General features: G+C 73.3%; 12 protein-coding genes and 2 pseudogenes. 4 read left to right on the forward strand and 10 right to left on the reverse strand.

Features of this window, described 5'->3' with window-relative positions; translation table 11 throughout:
* Positions 1-50: 50 nt before the first annotated feature.
* The 3 genes and pseudogenes from ACQP10_RS20580 to ACQP10_RS20590 form a co-directional block, all read right to left on the reverse strand.
* Positions 51-527 (reverse strand): MarR family winged helix-turn-helix transcriptional regulator, encoded by a 477-nt coding sequence (locus tag ACQP10_RS20580; protein ID WP_346021137.1) that lies wholly within the window; start codon positions 525-527, stop codon positions 51-53.
* 63 nt (positions 528-590) lie between these two features.
* The gene (locus tag ACQP10_RS20585) at positions 591-1,139 is read right to left on the reverse strand and encodes a hypothetical protein (RefSeq protein WP_433539509.1); all 549 of its coding nucleotides are present in this window, start codon (positions 1,137-1,139) and stop codon (positions 591-593) included.
* Positions 1,136-1,522 (reverse strand): annotated as a pseudogene (locus ACQP10_RS20590) (AAA family ATPase); the annotation flags it as partial. The pseudogene ACQP10_RS20590 and the gene ACQP10_RS20585, both read right to left, overlap by 4 nt.
* Positions 1,523-1,550: 28 nt before the next feature.
* On the opposite strand from ACQP10_RS20590, the gene ACQP10_RS20595 reads away from it, so the two are divergent.
* Both ACQP10_RS20595 and ACQP10_RS20600 read left to right on the forward strand, forming a co-directional pair.
* Positions 1,551-2,243: a sensor histidine kinase gene (locus ACQP10_RS20595; RefSeq protein ID WP_433539510.1), complete on the forward strand. Its 693-nt coding sequence runs from the start codon at positions 1,551-1,553 to the stop codon at positions 2,241-2,243.
* Positions 2,244-2,254: 11 nt separating this feature from the next.
* Positions 2,255-2,572 (forward strand): annotated as a pseudogene (locus tag ACQP10_RS20600) (response regulator); the annotation flags it as partial.
* Between the two features lie 74 nt (positions 2,573-2,646).
* Here the strand turns inward: ACQP10_RS20600 and ACQP10_RS20605 are convergent.
* The 7 genes from ACQP10_RS20605 to ACQP10_RS20635 form a co-directional block, all read right to left on the reverse strand.
* Positions 2,647-2,787: a hypothetical protein gene (locus ACQP10_RS20605; protein ID WP_433539511.1), complete on the reverse strand. Its 141-nt coding sequence runs from the start codon at positions 2,785-2,787 to the stop codon at positions 2,647-2,649.
* Between the two features lie 58 nt (positions 2,788-2,845).
* The gene (locus tag ACQP10_RS20610) at positions 2,846-3,832 is read right to left on the reverse strand and encodes an ROK family protein (protein WP_346021133.1); all 987 of its coding nucleotides are present in this window, start codon (positions 3,830-3,832) and stop codon (positions 2,846-2,848) included.
* A 12-nt stretch (positions 3,833-3,844) separates the two neighbouring features.
* On the reverse strand, positions 3,845-4,678 hold the full coding sequence (locus ACQP10_RS20615) for a DUF7158 domain-containing protein (protein ID WP_433539512.1): 834 nt from the start codon (positions 4,676-4,678) through the stop codon (positions 3,845-3,847).
* Positions 4,675-8,898, reverse strand: coding sequence for an NEW3 domain-containing protein (locus ACQP10_RS20620; protein ID WP_433539513.1), 4,224 nt, complete (start codon positions 8,896-8,898; stop codon positions 4,675-4,677). Before ACQP10_RS20620 ends, ACQP10_RS20615 begins: the two co-directional genes overlap by 4 nt.
* 101 nt (positions 8,899-8,999) lie before the next feature.
* A complete protein-coding gene (locus ACQP10_RS20625; RefSeq protein WP_433539514.1) occupies positions 9,000-11,510 on the reverse strand; it encodes an endo-beta-N-acetylglucosaminidase in 2,511 nt (836 codons plus the stop codon).
* Positions 11,511-11,546: 36 nt separating this feature from the next.
* The gene (locus ACQP10_RS20630; RefSeq protein WP_433539515.1) at positions 11,547-12,800 is read right to left on the reverse strand and encodes a glycoside hydrolase 5 family protein; all 1,254 of its coding nucleotides are present in this window, start codon (positions 12,798-12,800) and stop codon (positions 11,547-11,549) included.
* 50 nt (positions 12,801-12,850) lie between these two features.
* Positions 12,851-13,879, reverse strand: a complete 1,029-nt coding sequence (locus ACQP10_RS20635) for a LacI family DNA-binding transcriptional regulator (RefSeq protein ID WP_346021128.1) — start codon at positions 13,877-13,879, stop codon at positions 12,851-12,853.
* Positions 13,880-14,030: 151 nt separating this feature from the next.
* Between ACQP10_RS20635 and ACQP10_RS20640 the strand changes: the two genes are divergently transcribed.
* On the forward strand, positions 14,031-15,257 hold the full coding sequence (locus tag ACQP10_RS20640) for an ABC transporter substrate-binding protein (protein ID WP_433539516.1): 1,227 nt from the start codon (positions 14,031-14,033) through the stop codon (positions 15,255-15,257).
* Entirely contained in the window at positions 15,254-16,153 is a 900-nt protein-coding gene (locus ACQP10_RS20645; RefSeq protein ID WP_346021126.1) for a carbohydrate ABC transporter permease, read from the forward strand. The genes ACQP10_RS20640 and ACQP10_RS20645 overlap by 4 nt, the downstream gene beginning before the upstream one ends.

Consider the following 16,153-nt stretch of genomic DNA (forward strand, 5'->3'; position numbering starts at 1 on the left):
GCTCACTCCGTTCGATCGGCGACGCACGGCCCCGTGGACCGGCGCCGAGGTCATGCGCCTTTTTTGATCGCCTCGGCGAAGGCGGCGAGACCGTCGGCCAGATGCTCGATGTCGGCCAGTTCCCAGCCCTCCATGAGGGCGGCGACGGCGGTCGTCCTGGCCTTCCAGAGCTCGCGGATGGCGAGCTTGCCCTCCCGCGTGACGCTCACCAGCTTCGCCCGGGCGTCGGCCGGGTCGGACCGCCGCTCGATGAACCCGCGCGACTCCAGGCGCCTGGCGGGGGGCGAGAGTGTGGACTTGTCCACCTCCATCAGCTCGGCCAGCACCGACAACCGCACCGGCGCGTGCAGGGAGATCTGCGCGAGCAGTGTGTAGTCCCCCAGCGACAGCTCCAGTCCGGAGGCCGCCATGATCCGCCGCCGCGTCGCCGGGGCGAACATCCAGTTGCCCACCGTGGCCAGCGCCGCCGCCACCCGATCGGTGGCCTCCCGCGGCCGGTCGTCCCCGTTCCCCGCCGTACCTTCCATCCCGGCACCCTCACTCCGGTTAGTTGGTTGAACCCAACCAACTATATAGGAAGGATCAATGATTCATGCAAGTGCATTCACCTGTCGCGGCTCCTCCCGCGTTCGAGGAACACAGCGCCAGGACACCCGCTTGTCGGCGAGGACCGCGATCAGCAGCGGTACGACGGCCCAGGCGCCCAGGACGGCGAAGGCGGCCGCGTCCGGCATGATGTCCGGCATCTGCTCGATGAGCTGGAGCGCCGGATAGCCCGGCAGGATGCGGTTGACCACCTCGCCACCCGGCAGCATCCGCCCGGCGAAGGGAACCAGCGCCATGGGCACCACGAGCACGGAGATGGCCACGACGCCGTTGCGGAGGATCGCGCCGAGTGCGGGCCCGAGCAGCGTGGTCATCACGATCATGAGCGTGCCGCCGCCGATCACCGCCCATGCTCCGGCGGGTGGCGGCGTGGGGTGGAACCCGGAGGCCACCGTGCGCCCGTACAGGTATCCGGGGATCGCGATGAGCAGCGAGGCGGCGATGGCGATCCCACCCAGCACGGACGCCTTGGCGAACGACACCCGTGAGCGCGACGTACGCAGCTTGATCCACTCGGCGGCGACGGCATTCACGACGCGCTCCCTTCGATGACGTTCATGAACGTGTCCTCCAGCGACATCCCGGGCCGCACGAACTGCGTGATCTCCGTGTCGGCCGGCAGCCGGCCCCGCCCGATGACGATCAGGTGATCGGCGGTGACCGCCATCTCGTGCATGAGATGGCTGGAGACCAGCACGGTCCGCCCCTCGGCCGCCAGCGACTTCAGCAGCCCGCGCATCCACCGGATGCCTTCGGGGTCGAGCCCGTTGAGCGGCTCGTCGAGCAGCAGTACCTCGGGGTCGCCGAGCAGGGCGGCGGCCAGCCCCAGCCGCTGCTTCATGCCGAGGGAGAAGCCGCTCACCCGCTTGCGCCCCGCTTCGGCGAGCCCGACCAGCTCCAGCAGCCCGCCGATACGGGGCCAGACCTTCGACCAGCTCGGGCTGGTGCTGGCGATCGTGGTGGCGGCCTGGACCACCGGCACCGCGGTACGGCAGCGCAGGCTCTACACCGAGCAACTGGCCGCCCAGGCAGAAGAGCGGGCCCGTGCCGAGGCGGCGGAGGAACGCCTGCGCATCGCCCGCGAGCTGCATGACGTCATCGGCCACAGCCTCAGCACGATCGCCGTGCAGGCCGGCGTCGAACGGCACGTCGGCGGCGCCGAGGAGATGAGCCGCGCGCTCGGCTCGATCGAGGAGACCAGCAGGTCGGCGCTGCGCGAGACCAGGCGGCTGCTCGGCGTGCTGCGCGAGGACAGCCCGGCGGACCTGGTCCCCGCTCCCGGGCTCGGCGACCTCGACGACCTCCTGGCCAGGACCAGGGCCGCGGGCCCGGAGGTGGAGTTGCGGCTCGACGGCGAGGTCCGGGGGGAAATGGAGCTCACGGTCTACCGGATCGTGCAGGAAGCACTGACCAACGTGCTCAAGCACGCGGGGACCCAGCGGGCCACGGTGCTGATCGAACGGCGGGAAGAGGGACTGGTCGTGGAGATCACCGACGACGGGAGAAACGCGCGGGAGCGACCCTACGGCCACGGGCTGAAGGGGCTGCGCGAGCGCGTGCGCGTCTTCGGCGGCGAGTTCGAGGCGGGAGTCCGCCCGGTGCGTGGTTTCCGGGTGACGGCGAGGTTGCCGCTGTGATCAAGGTGCCGGTGGCCGACGACCAGCCGCTCATCAGGGCGAGCTTCCGCCGGCTGATCGACAGCGTGCCGGGGTTCCGGGTGTACGGCGAGGCCGCGACGGGCGCGCAGGCGGTGGCCGTCGCCGCGGGCGAACCGCCCGACCTGGTGCCGATGGACGTGCGGATGCCCGAGATGGACGGCATCGAGGCCACGCGCCGTATCTGCGCCGCGAACCCGCAGGCCCGCGTGCTCATCGTGACCACCTTCGACCTGGACGAGTACGTCTACGGAGCGCTCCAGGCCGGCGCCGCGGGCTTCCTGCTCAAGGACACCCCGCCGGCCGAGCTGATCAGGAGCGTGCGGGCCGTCGCGTCCGGCGACTCCCTGCTCGGACCCGGCGCCACGCGGCGGCTGATCGAGCGTTACGTGAATCCACCGGCCCGTCGCCTGGACATCACCGAACGCGAGCGGGAGGTGCTGGTCCTGGTGGCGGCTATCCCCTGCACCAGCGCGGAGACGTTGTTGCCGGCACCGACCACCGCGACCTTCACCCGTTCGATCATGAACGCAAGGCTACGGCCGCTCGTCCAAGGGGCCCCGGGCGGGCCCGCGAAACCCCGGTCATCTGGCCTCCGCCGGGCTCGGCGGAGTGCGGGGGAAGGCGACGGCGGGCTCCACCGCTCCCGCCGCGACGGGCCGCCGGGTCAGCGCGGCGGCCCCGGCCAGTCCGGCGTCGCCGCCGAGCGCGGACGGGCGGAGCCGTACGCGGCGCAGGAAGTCCAGCCCGGCCAGCCGCTCGAACCAGGTCCGCAACGGGGTGAACAGCACGTCCCCGGAGCGGGCCACCCCTCCCCCGACCACGACGAGGTCGAGGTCCACGGCGGCCGCGGCGGACAGCATTCCTCCGGCCAGGGCTCGTGCGGCGCGGTCGAACGCGGCCGTGGCGACCGCCCGGCCCTCGCGGGCGTCGGCGGCCAGTACGGCGGCGTCGGCCTCCGGCTCTCCGGCGCGCCATCCCTGACCGCGCGCCCAGCGCACCATGCTCGGGCCGGAGGCGTACGTCTCGACACAGCCGCGCGAGCCGCACGCGCACGGCTCGCCCTCGGGGTCAACGATCATGTGCCCGACATGCCCGGAGTTTCCGGAGGACCCGAGCAGGAGCGCGCCGTCCAGCACCAGGCCGCCGCCGACGCCCGTGGAGACCACCACGCCGAGCAATGCGCGCGACCCGGCTCCGGCCCCGGCGACGTGCTCGCCGAGCGCGAAGCAGTGCCCGTCCCCGGCCAGCACCACGGGCCGGTCGAGCGACTCGGCCAGCCGGTCCACGAGCCGGAACGCCCGCCAGGCGGGGATGTTGACCGGGCTCACGGTGCCGGCGCGCGGGTTCAGCGGACCGGCCGAGCCGACGCCGAGCGGCGCGTTCCGGGCGAGGTCCCCGGCGGAGACCACGACGTGGGCGGCGAGCCGCGCCACCGCGCGGAACACCTCCTCGGGGTCGTCGGTGCGCGGGGTGGGGCGGGTCCGGCGGTGCGAGACGACGCCGCGGGGATCGACGAGCGCGGCAGCGATCTTGGTGCCGCCGATGTCGACGGCCAGGGCGTGGGTCACGGGGACTCTCCGTCAGTGGCGGTGGTGGTTGTCGGGCTGCGCGGGGTCGCCGGGGTGCTCCAGCCCCGGCACCAGCCGCAGCCGGTGGGCGCGCGCGTGGTCGAGCCAGCGCACGAACGCCAGGCGGCGCGCGGCGCCGAGGAGCGCGCCCTCCGGGCCGGGCGATCCCGGTCCCGGTCCCGGTCCCGGCCCCGGGTCCGGGTCCGGGTCCGGTGCCGGTTCGCGGCGGGCGAGGAGCGTGGCGGCCCAGGGACCGGCCGTCACGGTCTGCCCCGGTACGGCGGAGCCCAGCGCCCCGGCCAGATCCGCCGGCAGGGTGCCGGGTTCGGCGTCGAACTCACCGTCCGGGGTGCGCAGCCGCCACACCGGCCCGGCGGGCGGCCGCGCGGTGGACTCCCGGTAGGCGGCCACCTCGGCCGGGGAGACGGTGACATCCGCGGTGACGGCCCCGTACACGGCGCGGACGGCCGCGCTGCCCTCGTAGGCCGCCGCGGCGATGGAGCCCAGTTCGACGGCCGCACGCTGATCGAGCCGGACCGGCGGGGCGCCGTCCGCGGCGAGCCCGCGCGCGGCGGCCTCGGCGGCGCACAGTTCCTCGGTCAGCACGACCTGGGCCACCCAGCGTGTGAGCTGCCGGTCTTCGGCCGTGCCCGGTGCGGGGAGCGCGGTGGACCGGGGTCCGGTCCGCAGGGCGGCGAGCCGGCGGTCCAGCTCGGCGCGCGGCAGGGGCTTCCCGTCGAGCCAGCCGAGCACGGCCCCCACCCCGGGCGCGTCGGGCTCCCCGGTGACGGGCGCGTACCCGCCGGCCGGGTCACCGTACCCGTGGTGGGAGGGGCCGCGCGTCACGGGGTCACCACCAGCTCGACGGTCGGGGCGTACTGGCAGCGGCCGTACCACATGACCTTGACCAGGGCCCAGGAGGAGCCCGGGTCGGCGTCGCGCGGGGCGGCCACCTCGAACTCCACCGTGGCGGTCCCGCCCGCCGGGACGGCGAACCCGCGGACCGGGTCGGCGATCAGGTCCCAGGTCCCCCAGGGGGAGACGAGCTGCAGCTCGCCGCGGATCTCCCCGCGGGTGCGGTTGCGCAGCGTGAGCCCGAGGGAGGCCCGGCCGCCGGGGGCGACGCGCACGGCGGGCCCGGTCACCTCCACCGACAGGCCGGTGTCCCGGCCGGGGGCGTCCTTGCTGCCCTGCGCCGCCACCCAGTCCTCGGGCACGTCACCGGGCACGGGCAGGACGCCGGGCAGGTCGCCGACCGCGAGCGTGACCACGTCCTCGACGACCTGGCCGCCGTGCCCGATCCGGGCGGCGGCGAAGTACATCCCCGCTTCCGCTCCCTCCGGCGGCGTGATCGTCACCGGGAACCGCAGGTGCCCGCCGGCCGCGAGCCGGTACGGCCGCCGCGTCAGGCTCGCCGTCCACCCCTCGGGCACGAGGATCTCCGCCGCCCCCTCCACGTCGGCGTCGAGCAGGTGCGAGGAGAGCACCACCGACACCTCGACCGGCTCCCCCTCGGTCCGTACCAGCCCCGGCGAGACCGCGACGCTCACCGGCAGGTAGCCCAGCGGCGCCGGGCCCCGGTTGTGCAGCCAGTACCGCGAGTGCACCGGCTGCGCCGCCTCGGCCACCGGTCCCAGCACCGCTCCCCCGTACGGCGGGGCCCCCGTCCCGGCGCCGCACGGGGTCAGGCCGGGTCCGGCGATCACGGTGGCGACCTCGGCGCCGGTCAGCGCGATGGCTCCCGGAACCGGTTCGCACCGGCGTTCGAGCAGGTCGGCGCGGTACGCCCCGGTGAGGGCCAGCGCGCCGGAGAGGACGGCGTCGCGGCCGTGGCCGGTGGACTCCATCAGGCGCACGGTCACGCCGGACGCCGGGTCCGGCGCGGCGGCCGACCCGTGCGCGATCGGGTTGCCGGCCGGCTTGAGGGCACCGACCAGCACCTCGCGGGCGGGCTCGACACGCAGGTAGGAGTGGGCCGGCGGGAGCGGCCCGGGGTGCGGCTCGGCGACCACGGCGTACAGCGGGTGGGTGAACTCCTGTCCCTGCGCGGGCAGCGTGAGCGCGCGCCAGTCGCCCTCGCCGGAGACCAGCGCGTAGCGGAACTCGTGGGTCCAGTGCTGGAGCTGGAAGCCCGCGCCGCCGGGCAGCGTGCGGCGGGGCGGATCGATCCACACGCCGGACGGCCAGCCGGTGCACGAGCGCATGAGCGACAGGTGCAGCGTCCCGGCCGGATCGACGGCGAAGCCCGGCAGGCCGTAGGTGAGCAGCGCGACGGTGTGGCCGGTGAGCGGTTCCGACTCCGGGATCTCCCCCGGGCAGAAGGCGCTCACGCGGGCGTCGGCGAGGTCGGCGGTCAGCGCCGCGGGGTCCGTGGTGACCAGGGCGGGCAGCGCGCGCAGGCCGCGCAGGTCGGCGTTGGGCCGCCACACCTCGCGCAGCGGCCGCGCGGCCGGCACCCAGACGCGGCCGTCCCGGGCCAGGGCCTCGGCGTAGGCCGGCCCGGCGCTCTCCAGCACCTCGCGCACCGCGTCGTTCTCCGCCGGCCCGCCGACCATGATCCGGAAGTCGGGGAGGTTGGAGTCCACGTCGAGCCAGCCGTAGCGGGACCAGCCGGCGCTCGCCGTGGTCGCGGTCACACCGGCCCGGACCAGCGCGACGAGCAGGTCGCGGACGCCGGCCGCGTCGTCCAGGGCGGGTACGACCACCTCGGCCACCCCCAGTGCCCGGTCTCCCAGCGGGCGGCCGCCGGGCCCGGTGAGCGTGACGCGGGCGGTGGAGCCCAGGCCGAACCAGGTGTTGGCGGGGTTGTCGAGGGTCCACGGGGCCTCGGCCGCGTCCACGTCGGGCAGGGCGAACCCGCGTCCGATGACGGCCCCGGCCACCTCGCTCACCGGGAGCGCGCCGGGCAGGTCCGCCGGGAAGCGCAGGCGCAGCAGCCGGTCGGCGCCGGCGTAGTCGAGGACGCGGGTGGCGCAGTCCACGCGGTCCACGCCGTCCCAGAGGGTGACGGTCTGCTCGTAGCCGATGCCGTCCACGGTCCCGGTGACCACCAGGCGCTCGCCGAGCGGACAGGTCTCGCGGCGCACCCGGGCCGCGCCCTGCGCCGCGCCGGCCACCGGCCCCTTGGGCACCAGGTGCCAGGGACCCTCGCCGAAGTCGGGGTGAGCCGGGTACTCCTCGTAGACGCGCAGCTCGTTGCCGACCTCGCCGTCCCGGATCAGCTCGCGCCCGGCCTTCCTGTCGAACACCCCGGACAGGCCGCCACCGCGCTCGGGATCGGCGGTGACGCGGTAGCGGGTGTTCTCGATCGTCACGCCCTCCGCGGGGGTCCACGCCGGCTCCGCGCCCGGTGCGCCGGGCAGGAGCCGCCAGGTGCGCCAGCCGGTCGCGGGCACGTCCTCGGCCAGGAAGCGCAGGGTCCCCCGGTCCACGACGCACGGCACCTCCGCGCCGGCGTCGTCGAGCACCCGTCCGCCGTCGAGCCCGGCGGGCAGCCGTACGGCCACGGGCGCCGACCGGTCGAAGGAGAGCGTGTTGGCGACGACGACCGCGACGCCTTCCCCGGTGGTGTCCACGCGGGCGACGAGCGCGTCGAGCGAGGCGTCCCGTACGGCCGCCGCCAGGTCGTACGCCTCGCGCCAGCCGGACAGCAGGTCGATGTAGACCTGGTCGGACTCGCTGCCGGTGATCGCGTCGTGGTGGGCGCCGTAGGCGAGCTGCCGCCACACCTTGTCCAGCGCGGCCTCGGGGTAGGCGCCGAGCCCTTCCAGCGCGGCGATCGTGGCGAGCTTCTCCGCGTCCACCGCGGCGACCTCGCCGGCCCGCTGCGCCTGCTTGGTGTCGATGTAGGAGACGTCCTTGCCCGTGTAGATCGGGTTCATGTCGCGGGTCTGCGGGCTGGGCCGCCGCCCGGAGGCCGCCAGCTCGGCCCGGACCGCGTCGAGGAAGTCCCGCGGGGTGCCGCAGACGAACCGCGGCCAGACGTACCGGGCGTTCCAGGAGCGGTGGATCTCGGTGACCCACTTGTTCGGCGGGGTGTAGTCGGTGCCCACGGGAAGCAGCAGGTTCTTCGTGGCCCCGACCGGCTTGAGCTTGCGGTACAGCTCGTACACGGCCTGCTCGGCGGTGGTCAGGTCGGCGGAGGAGTCCATCCACCAGCCGGCGGAGTAGTGGTGCGGCATGAAGTGCGTCAGCACCCCGAGTCCCGACGGTGAGATCCACTCGAACTCGCTGGGGAACTGCATCACGGTGACGTCGTCCTTGGCCTCGCGGAAGTTCTTCTGGATCGGGCCCCACTGGTGGAACGGGCCGCGGGCCCAGGCGCTGCCGGTCAGCCCGGCCGCCGCGAGGTGGCCGGGGAACTGCGGATCGTGCCCGAACGCGTCGAGCTGCCAGGCGGTCGCGGGCTCGCCGCCGAGGATGTCGCGCTGGTAGCCGACGCCGTACACGATGTTCCGGATCGTGGTCTCGGCCCCGGTGAGGTTGGTGTTGGGCTCGTTGTAGGTGCCGCCGACCAGTTCGACCTGCCCGCGTTCCATGAGCCGCCGCAGGTCGGCGCGGCGCTCGGGGTGCAGGTCGAAGTACGGCTTGAGGTAGTCGATCTCGGCCAGCACGAACCTGTAGACCGGGTCGCGCAGCGCCAGGTCCAGGTGCGCCTCCACGAGGGCGAAGCCGTTGCGTTCCCACAGCGGGCGGGTGGTGGCGTCGCCGGACAGCAGCTCCCACGGGGAGGTGTAGGCGGCCTGCGTGTTCCACCAGACCGGGTCGTAGTGGAAGTGCGAGACCAGGAACATCGTCCAGCCGGGCTCGGCCACGACGACCACGCCCTCGGCGCGGGATTCCCCCGCCGTCACCACGACCGGGATCCCGGCCCCCGGAACCGGATCGGCGATCTCCAGCGGGACCTCGACCTCGCCGGACCCCTCGGCCCCGCCCGTGACGCCGGGGCCGGTGACGGCGACCCGCGCGGGCGGGCCGTCGAGCGTCACGCGCAGCACCTGGCGCGGGGCGTCCTCGGTGCCCACGAACAGGTCCGTGGACTCCACGGAGACGATGGTGACTGACACGGGGTTCCTCTCTGCGGGTCGGTGGCCGGCCGTGCCCCCGGGGCCGCCGGAGGCACCGGGGCCCCGGAGGCACGGCCGGACGGGTGACGCGCGTTACCGCGCTACCTCCCCCACGCCTCGAACTCGTAGATCCGGGCGGCGGGGTCGGTGTTCTGGGTCGGTTTGGTGATGGACAGCCGGAGGTACCGGGCGGTCAGCGTGACGGGGTGGGTGGTGGAGGCCGCCGTGTTGCCGGTGACCGTCACGGCGGTCTGCCACGGGTCGGAGGAGCCGGAGCGCACCTGGATCGTGAAGTCCCGGGTGTTGAACTGCGCGGACTCCCCGCCGGCCTGGGCGTGCCGGACCACGAGGCGGCTCAGCGAGCGGACCGAGCCGAGGTCCACCTCCAGCCACTTCTCACCGGTCGTCGTGCACCACTTGTCGGAGTTCCCGCCCGTGACGCTGCCGTTCACGGCCTTGGCGGGACCCTCGTTCGCGTTGCACTGCCCGGAGGCGGTCGCCGTACGGCCGAGCGCGACGTTCTCCTCGCCGGGCTCGCCGGACCAGGTGACGGTCGCGGTGGCCGCGGGTGATCGGCCGTACTCGGTGGAGACGGCCTCGACCTCGATCGTCGTACCGGTCTCCGAGCCCGCCCGGTCGAGCTGCGGCACGAAGTACGCGTCGTTCGGGGTCGCCCCCAGGTAGGTCCGGGAGCCGCCGGCATCGCGGCGGTAGACGTCGTAGTGGTGGACCTGGCCGGAGCCGGACGGGGTCCAGGCCAGGCGGAGCGACTTGCGGGACGGGGACACGTCGGCCGCGCCGAGCACCTGGAGGCCGGAGGGCGCGGCGGGCGTGTCCACGGCCCCGTCGTACACGGCGAGCTGCCCGACCCGGATGTCGTAGGAGGTGACCGAGCCCTCGGCGCGCAGGCCGAGCTGGGCGATGGTCCTGCCGGCGTACGCCGACAGGTCCAGGGTCCTGCGCTCCCAGCCGGTGCCGCCCGTCGATCCGAGGTCGAGCGTGGTGAAGGTGGTCGGCGCGTCGGTGAAGGCGACCGCCGCCTTCAGGCGGGTCGGGCCCGCGACCGGGGTCTTGACCACGACGGACAGCTTGGTGTCGGCCGTCACCGGCAGCCTCGTCTGGTAGAGCCGCACGGTGTTGGCCGCGTCGAGCCTGCCGGTGAGCCGCAGCGAGGAGCCTCCCTCGTAGGCGTCGCCGTAGTCGATGGACGGCGTGAGCCGGGTCCCGGCGGACTCCACCACCCACCGGTAGGTGGGCGGCACGTCCTGCACCGACAGGTTGTTCCAGCCGCCGGTGCGCACGCGGGTCCCGGCGACGTTGTAGAAATCGCCGTGGCCGGTGTTGAACCCGGTGACGAACGGCTTCGCGGTCACGGCCGTGGACTCGGCGATGTAGTTCGCCAGGCCCTTCCAGGAGGAGGAGGTCGCGGTGTTGGACGGGTCGGCGTTCGCGCCCACCCAGAACCGGGAGTCACGGGTGCGGAAGTCGGCCGGGCCCGAGGAGGACTTCCACGTCCATTCGGGCCGGTAGATGCCCAGCGAGGTGACGTGCGGCTGCCCGGTGGGGAACACCGCGTCCCAGTTCACCCCGGTGTCGTATCCGTTCGCCTCGGTGTCGATGCCCGCGTACAGCTCGTGCTCGTCCCGGCCGAGGCCCCGGGCGTGGGTGCGCGAGGAGGCCAGGGCTCCGGAGCCCCAGCCGAAGTCCAGGAACATGGAGTCCGCGACGCGGCCGCCGTCCTCCAGGAACGCGTCGTTGTTCCCGTTGAGCGCGTCCTGCCAGGAGACCGAGCCGCTCTCGGTCATCGCGTCGTACCACATGAACTCGACCGGGCCCTTGGCGCGGGCGTACTTCATCAGCGAGCGGATCTCGGTCGCCAGCGCGGCGTCGCCGCCCGCCGTCTCCTGGTTGATGAACCAGCCGTCGAACCCGTAATACTGAGCCGCCTGCACCAGTTTGTCGGCGACGGGGTAGGACGAGCCGGATTTCCGGGTGAAGTCGCGTACCCACTGGATCTGCCCGCCGTACGCCGTGGGCGGGAAGAACACCGTGCCGTACACCTTGACGCCGTTGCGGTGGGCGGCGTCGATCACCGTCGCGTTGGGGGCGAGGATCAGGCCCTCACCCGCGGAGCCGCCCCAGAAGACGAGCGTGTCGATGTACTGCCAGTAGGTGAAGGCGTAGTAGTTCGGGTCGAGCGAGCCCTGCGAGGGGTTGCCCGAGGTGGGCGCGAACGACACCAGCGAGGCGATCTCGCCCTCGCCGGCGCGGGCGTTCGCGTTCGCCTTCAGCGCCGGGTCGGAGGTGCGCGGCCGCAGCGGCACCCGGGACCTGTTGAACCGCGCGTCCGGGTCCGTCGCCGGGTCCCAGCCGAGGATCGTGTTCGGGTACCAGTAGGAGGCGTACGGCTGGGCGCCCGGCTCGGCCGCCTCGGCCGCGCGGGCGTGGACGGCCGCGGGTCCGCGGCGGACGCGGTGGACGGGGTGGACGGGATGGACGGGATGGTGGTGCCGACCGGGGACGGGGTCCCCGGCGGTGCCGTGAGGCCCGGGTTCTCCGGGTCCGCGTGGGCGGGGAATGCGACGAGGAACGTCGCGATCACGGCCCCGCACACGGCGGGTAACACACGACGACGCATCGGTGGCTCCTTACGCCTGGGTGATAACTGCGTCGATCCCCCGAGTCCTGAGGTGTTGCGCGTCGTCGGCGCGGTCGCCGGCGACGATGGCGAGCGGGCCGGCCTGGCGCAGCCGTACCCACTCGGTGTGGAAGGGGCCGCCGGGCGCGACCTCGGCCCGGCGCTCCGGCTGGGTCCGCAGGTCGACCGGGCAGCGCAGGGCGCGCCGGCCTCCGGCGGTGCGGCCCGTCCCGGCGATCCGACCGGTCCCGGCGGCGCGGCGGACTTCGCCGATGACGGCCTCCAGTTCCTTGGCCGCGGGCTTGGGGCGGTGGTCCACGGTGAACAGGCCCAGGTCGTACTCCCGCTCGGGGTAGTCGGCCAGCGACCGGTCCAGGTCGTGGGAGCACCACCAGGTGACGCCCCACAGCGCCGGGTTGGCGGTCACGGCGTCGAGCGTGCGGCGGACGAACTCCGCGGCGTCGGCCCCGGGCACGTCGGGCAGGGGCACGCCGATCTCCTGCAGCCACACGGGCCGGGCCGGATCGAGCGCGGTGGCCGCGGCCAGCTCGACGAGGTAGTCGGCGTGGGTGACGGTGGCGGGCCCGAGCGGGCCGTCGATCTCCGAGACGCCGTTGAACACCCATGAGTGGACGGTCGTCAGGTCGCCGAGGTCCACGTTGTCGGCCGGGTGGAACGGGTGCCCCGGATCGTACCACGTGGCGTCGTACAGCGAGTGCAGGGAGAGCAGGCCGGGCGCGGCGGCGCGGACGACGTCGATCAGCTCGGCCGCCCAGCTCCGGGACTCCTGCGGCGTGGTGGGGTTGGCCGGGTAGAGGTTGTTGACCTCGTTGCCGAGCGTCACGGCGAACACGTTGTCCCGGCTCGCCACGGCGCGCGTCAGCGTGTCGGCGTACGCGGCGATGCCGTCGCGGACGTCGCGGTCGGTGAAGACGCTGCGCCGGTGCCAGGTCAGCACCCATGACGGCAGGAAGTCGAAGCTGGACAGGTGTCCCTGGAGCAGGTCCACCGCGACGGACAGGCCGAACTCGGCGGCGACGTCGATGAGCGCGAGCACGTCGTCGACGCCGCGCCGCCGGATCAGCGCGCGGTTGGGCTGGATCCACGGCCAGACCGGGAACACGCGCACGTGGTCCAGGCCGATCCCGGCGAGGTCCTCGAAGTCCCGGCGGTAGGTGTCGGGCGAGGGGTCGAGCCAGCTGTGGAACCAGCCCGCCGAGGGCACGTAGTTGGCACCGAAGCGGGTGGGGCGGGACAGGGGCACACGTCCTCCGGGGGTCGTCCGATCTCCCGGCGGAGCCTAAACCGATTTAGTTATCCTGCCAAGACCCCGGGCGGAGCCGTGCTCTCCCGGACGGTGAGGCGCGGGGTCGCCGTCCTGACGTCCCGGCGCAGGCCGGGCTCGTCGATCACCTCCAGCATCACCTCGGCGAGCCGCCTGCCGAAGACGAAGGTGTCGCGCGAGAGCGCGGTGATGGCGGGGTGCGCGATGCGGGTCAGCACCGAGTCGTCGAAGGCGACGATGGACAGCTCGTCCGGCACCCGCACGCCCATCTCGCCCGCGACGCCCAGCCCGGCCAGCGCCATCACGTCGCTGTCGTAGACGATGGCGGTCGGCCGGCGGGGGCGGGACAGCAGCGTCCTGGTCGCCGCGGCGCCCTCGGAGTCGCTGAAGTCGGTGGGCACGGACACCGCGTCCGCCAGCCCCAGGCGGCGCACGGAGTCGCGCAGCGCGCGCACGCGGCGCTGGGTGTGCCGGAACCCGGGGAGTCCGGCGACGTGGGCGACCCGGCGGTGGCCGAGCGCGGCGAGGTACTCCAGCACCGACAGCATCGCCTCGCGGTCGTCGGCCCACACGCTGGACAGCCCGCCGTGCCCGCCCGGCCCGCCGAGCACCACGGCGGGCACCCCCAGCTCCTCCAGGACCTCGACACGCGGGTCGCGGACCTTCAGGTCCACCATGACGAACCCGTCCACCCGGTGCGCGGAGGCCCACTCGCGGTAGACCTCCATCTCGGCCTCGGCGTCCTCGACGATCAGCAGGTGCAGGGCCACCGACCGCGCCGACAGCCCCGCCTGGAGCCCGGACAGCAACTGGGCGAAGAACGGCTCCACCCCGAGGGTGCGGGCGGGCCGGGCGATGACCAGGCCCACCGCCTCGGCGCGGGCCCCGCCCAGGGCCCGCGCGGCGCTGTGCGGACGCCAGTTCATCTCCTTCGCGACCTGCAGGATCCGCGCGCGGGTGGCCTCCGCGACCCCGGGGCGTCCGTTGAGCGCGAAGGACACCGCGCCCTTCGAGACCCCGGCCCGCTCGGCGATGTCGGCGATGGTCGGCCGGTTCACCGCGGCTCCTTCACAAGTTCGTCTCAGCTATTGACACACGAGTCTAGCCGGGGAGATAGTCCGGCAACTAAAGCGATTTAGAGGCCAAGGAGAGTACCATGCGCAGGCGCTGGGCAGGGCCGGTTCTGGCGACGGTCATGATCGCCTCGGGATGCGGGCTCGGGGGGCCGACCCGGAGGGCGGCGCCGCTCCGGCCGCGGCCGCCACCGGCGAGGTGAAGGGCAAGGTCACGCTGCAGACGTGGGCGCTGAAGCCCAAGTTCACCCAGTACATGGAGGGCGTGATCGGCGCCTTCGAGAAGAAGTACCCGGGCACCGACGTCGAGTGGCTCGACCAGCCCGCCGACGCCTACTCCGACAAGGTCCTCAGCCAGGCCGCGGGCGGCACCCTGCCCGACGTCGTCAACCTGCCGCCCGACTTCGCCCGGCCGCTGGTCAAGCAGGACATGCTGCTCGACGTCGCCCAGGTGGACGCCAAGCTGGCCGACGAGTACGTCGCGGGCGGCCTCGACGCGTACCGGTTCCGCGGCCACCAGGGCACCTACGGCTACCCGTGGTACCTCAACACCGACGTCAACTACTGGAACTCCGAGTTGATGGAGAAGTACGGGCTGGACCCGAAGAAGCCGCCGGCGTCCTTCGACGAACTGGTCGAGCAGGCCCGGATCATGAAGGAGAAGTCGGGCGGCAAGGTCCTGCTGATGAGCCGCCGCCCCGAGCTCGGGGACCTGAAGGAGGCGGGGGTCGAGATCCTGTCCGAGGACGGCACGAAGTTCGTCTTCAACACTCCCGAGGCCGCCGCGGTGATCGACAAGTACCGCGCCGCCTTCAAGGAGGGCCTGATGCCGCGCGACGTGCTGACCGACACGTACGCCGGCAACGCCAAGCTGTTCAACGAGGGCGCGGTGGCCTGGACCACCGGCGGCGGCAACCACATCACGAGCGTGGCCAACGAGAACCCCTCGCTCGCACCCAAGATCGTGCCCTCCCCCGACTTCGGCATCCCGCCGCTGTACGTCCAGGGCCTGTCGGTCTCGAAGAGGACCAAGAACCTTCCGGCCGCGATCGCACTGGCCCGCTGGGTGACCAGTCCGGAGAACCAGTCCGCCTTCGCCCATCTGGTGAGCGTCTTCCCGAGCACGAAGGCCTCGGCGAACGACCCGTTCTTCAGCAAGAGCGACGGCACCAACGTCGGGGATGCCAAGGTCATCGCCTTCACCTCCCTGGCCAAGGCGGAGGTCCTCCAGCCCTTCGAGGTCACCGACGCGATGAGCAAGCTCATCCGGCAGCAGGTCTCGGCCGCCCTCACCGGTGAGATCTCCGCCAAGGAGGCCCTCGACACCGCGGTCGCCGAGTGCAACAAGCTGCTCAACCAGTGACGTCTCCCGCATCGACCCACCAGGGGCGGCTGCGCCGCCTGTTCACGCCCTGGGCGCTGATGGCGCCCGCCGCGCTGTGGCTGCTCGTGTTCAACGTCTGGCCGTCGATCAACACGATCGTCCTGGCGTTCACGAACGCGAAGCCGCTGGGCGGCGGGCGCTTCACCGGCCTGGACAACTTCGCCCGGGTGCTGAGCGACGCCCAGCTCGCCGACGCGCTGCTCAACAGCATCGTGTTCATGCTGGTCTGCCTGCCGCTGCTCACGATCCTGCCGCTGCTCCTGGCGATCCTGGTCGAGAAGAAGATCCCGGGCATCGCGTTCTTCCGCACCGCCTTCTACACGCCGGTCGTCGCCTCCGCCGTGGTGGTCGCGCTGATCTGGAGCTGGGCCCTGAACGACCGCGGCCTGGTCAACGGGTTCGCGCAGTGGCTCGGCGTCATCACCGAACCGATCCCGTTCCTCACCGAGCGCTGGCTGCTGGTGTTCAGCGCCATCTCGCTGACCGTGTGGAAAGGGCTCGGCTACTACATGATCATCTACCTCTCGGCGCTCGGGAACGTCCGGCGGGAGCTGCACGAGGCCGCGGCCGTGGACGGGGCCGGACCGGTCCGCCGGTTCCGGAGCGTGACGATCCCCGGCGTGCGGAACACGATGCTGCTGGTCTCGGTGATGGTGGCGGTCTCGGCGCTGCGCGTGTTCTCGGAGCTGTTCATCCTCTCGAACGGCACCGGCGGCCCCGGCGGGCGCGCCCAGTCCGTCGTGATGCTCATCCAGATGTACAGCCGCGGCTTCTACGGCCACTTCGGCTACGCGTCGGCGCTCAGCATCGTGCTGTTCGTCATCACGGTCGGCCCGATGCTCCTGCTGCTCCGGCTCAACAGGAAGGCGGCCTGA

The organism is Streptosporangium sandarakinum (genome assembly GCF_050942225.1).
GTDB classification, from domain to species: Bacteria; Actinomycetota; Actinomycetes; order Streptosporangiales; family Streptosporangiaceae; genus Streptosporangium; species Streptosporangium nondiastaticum.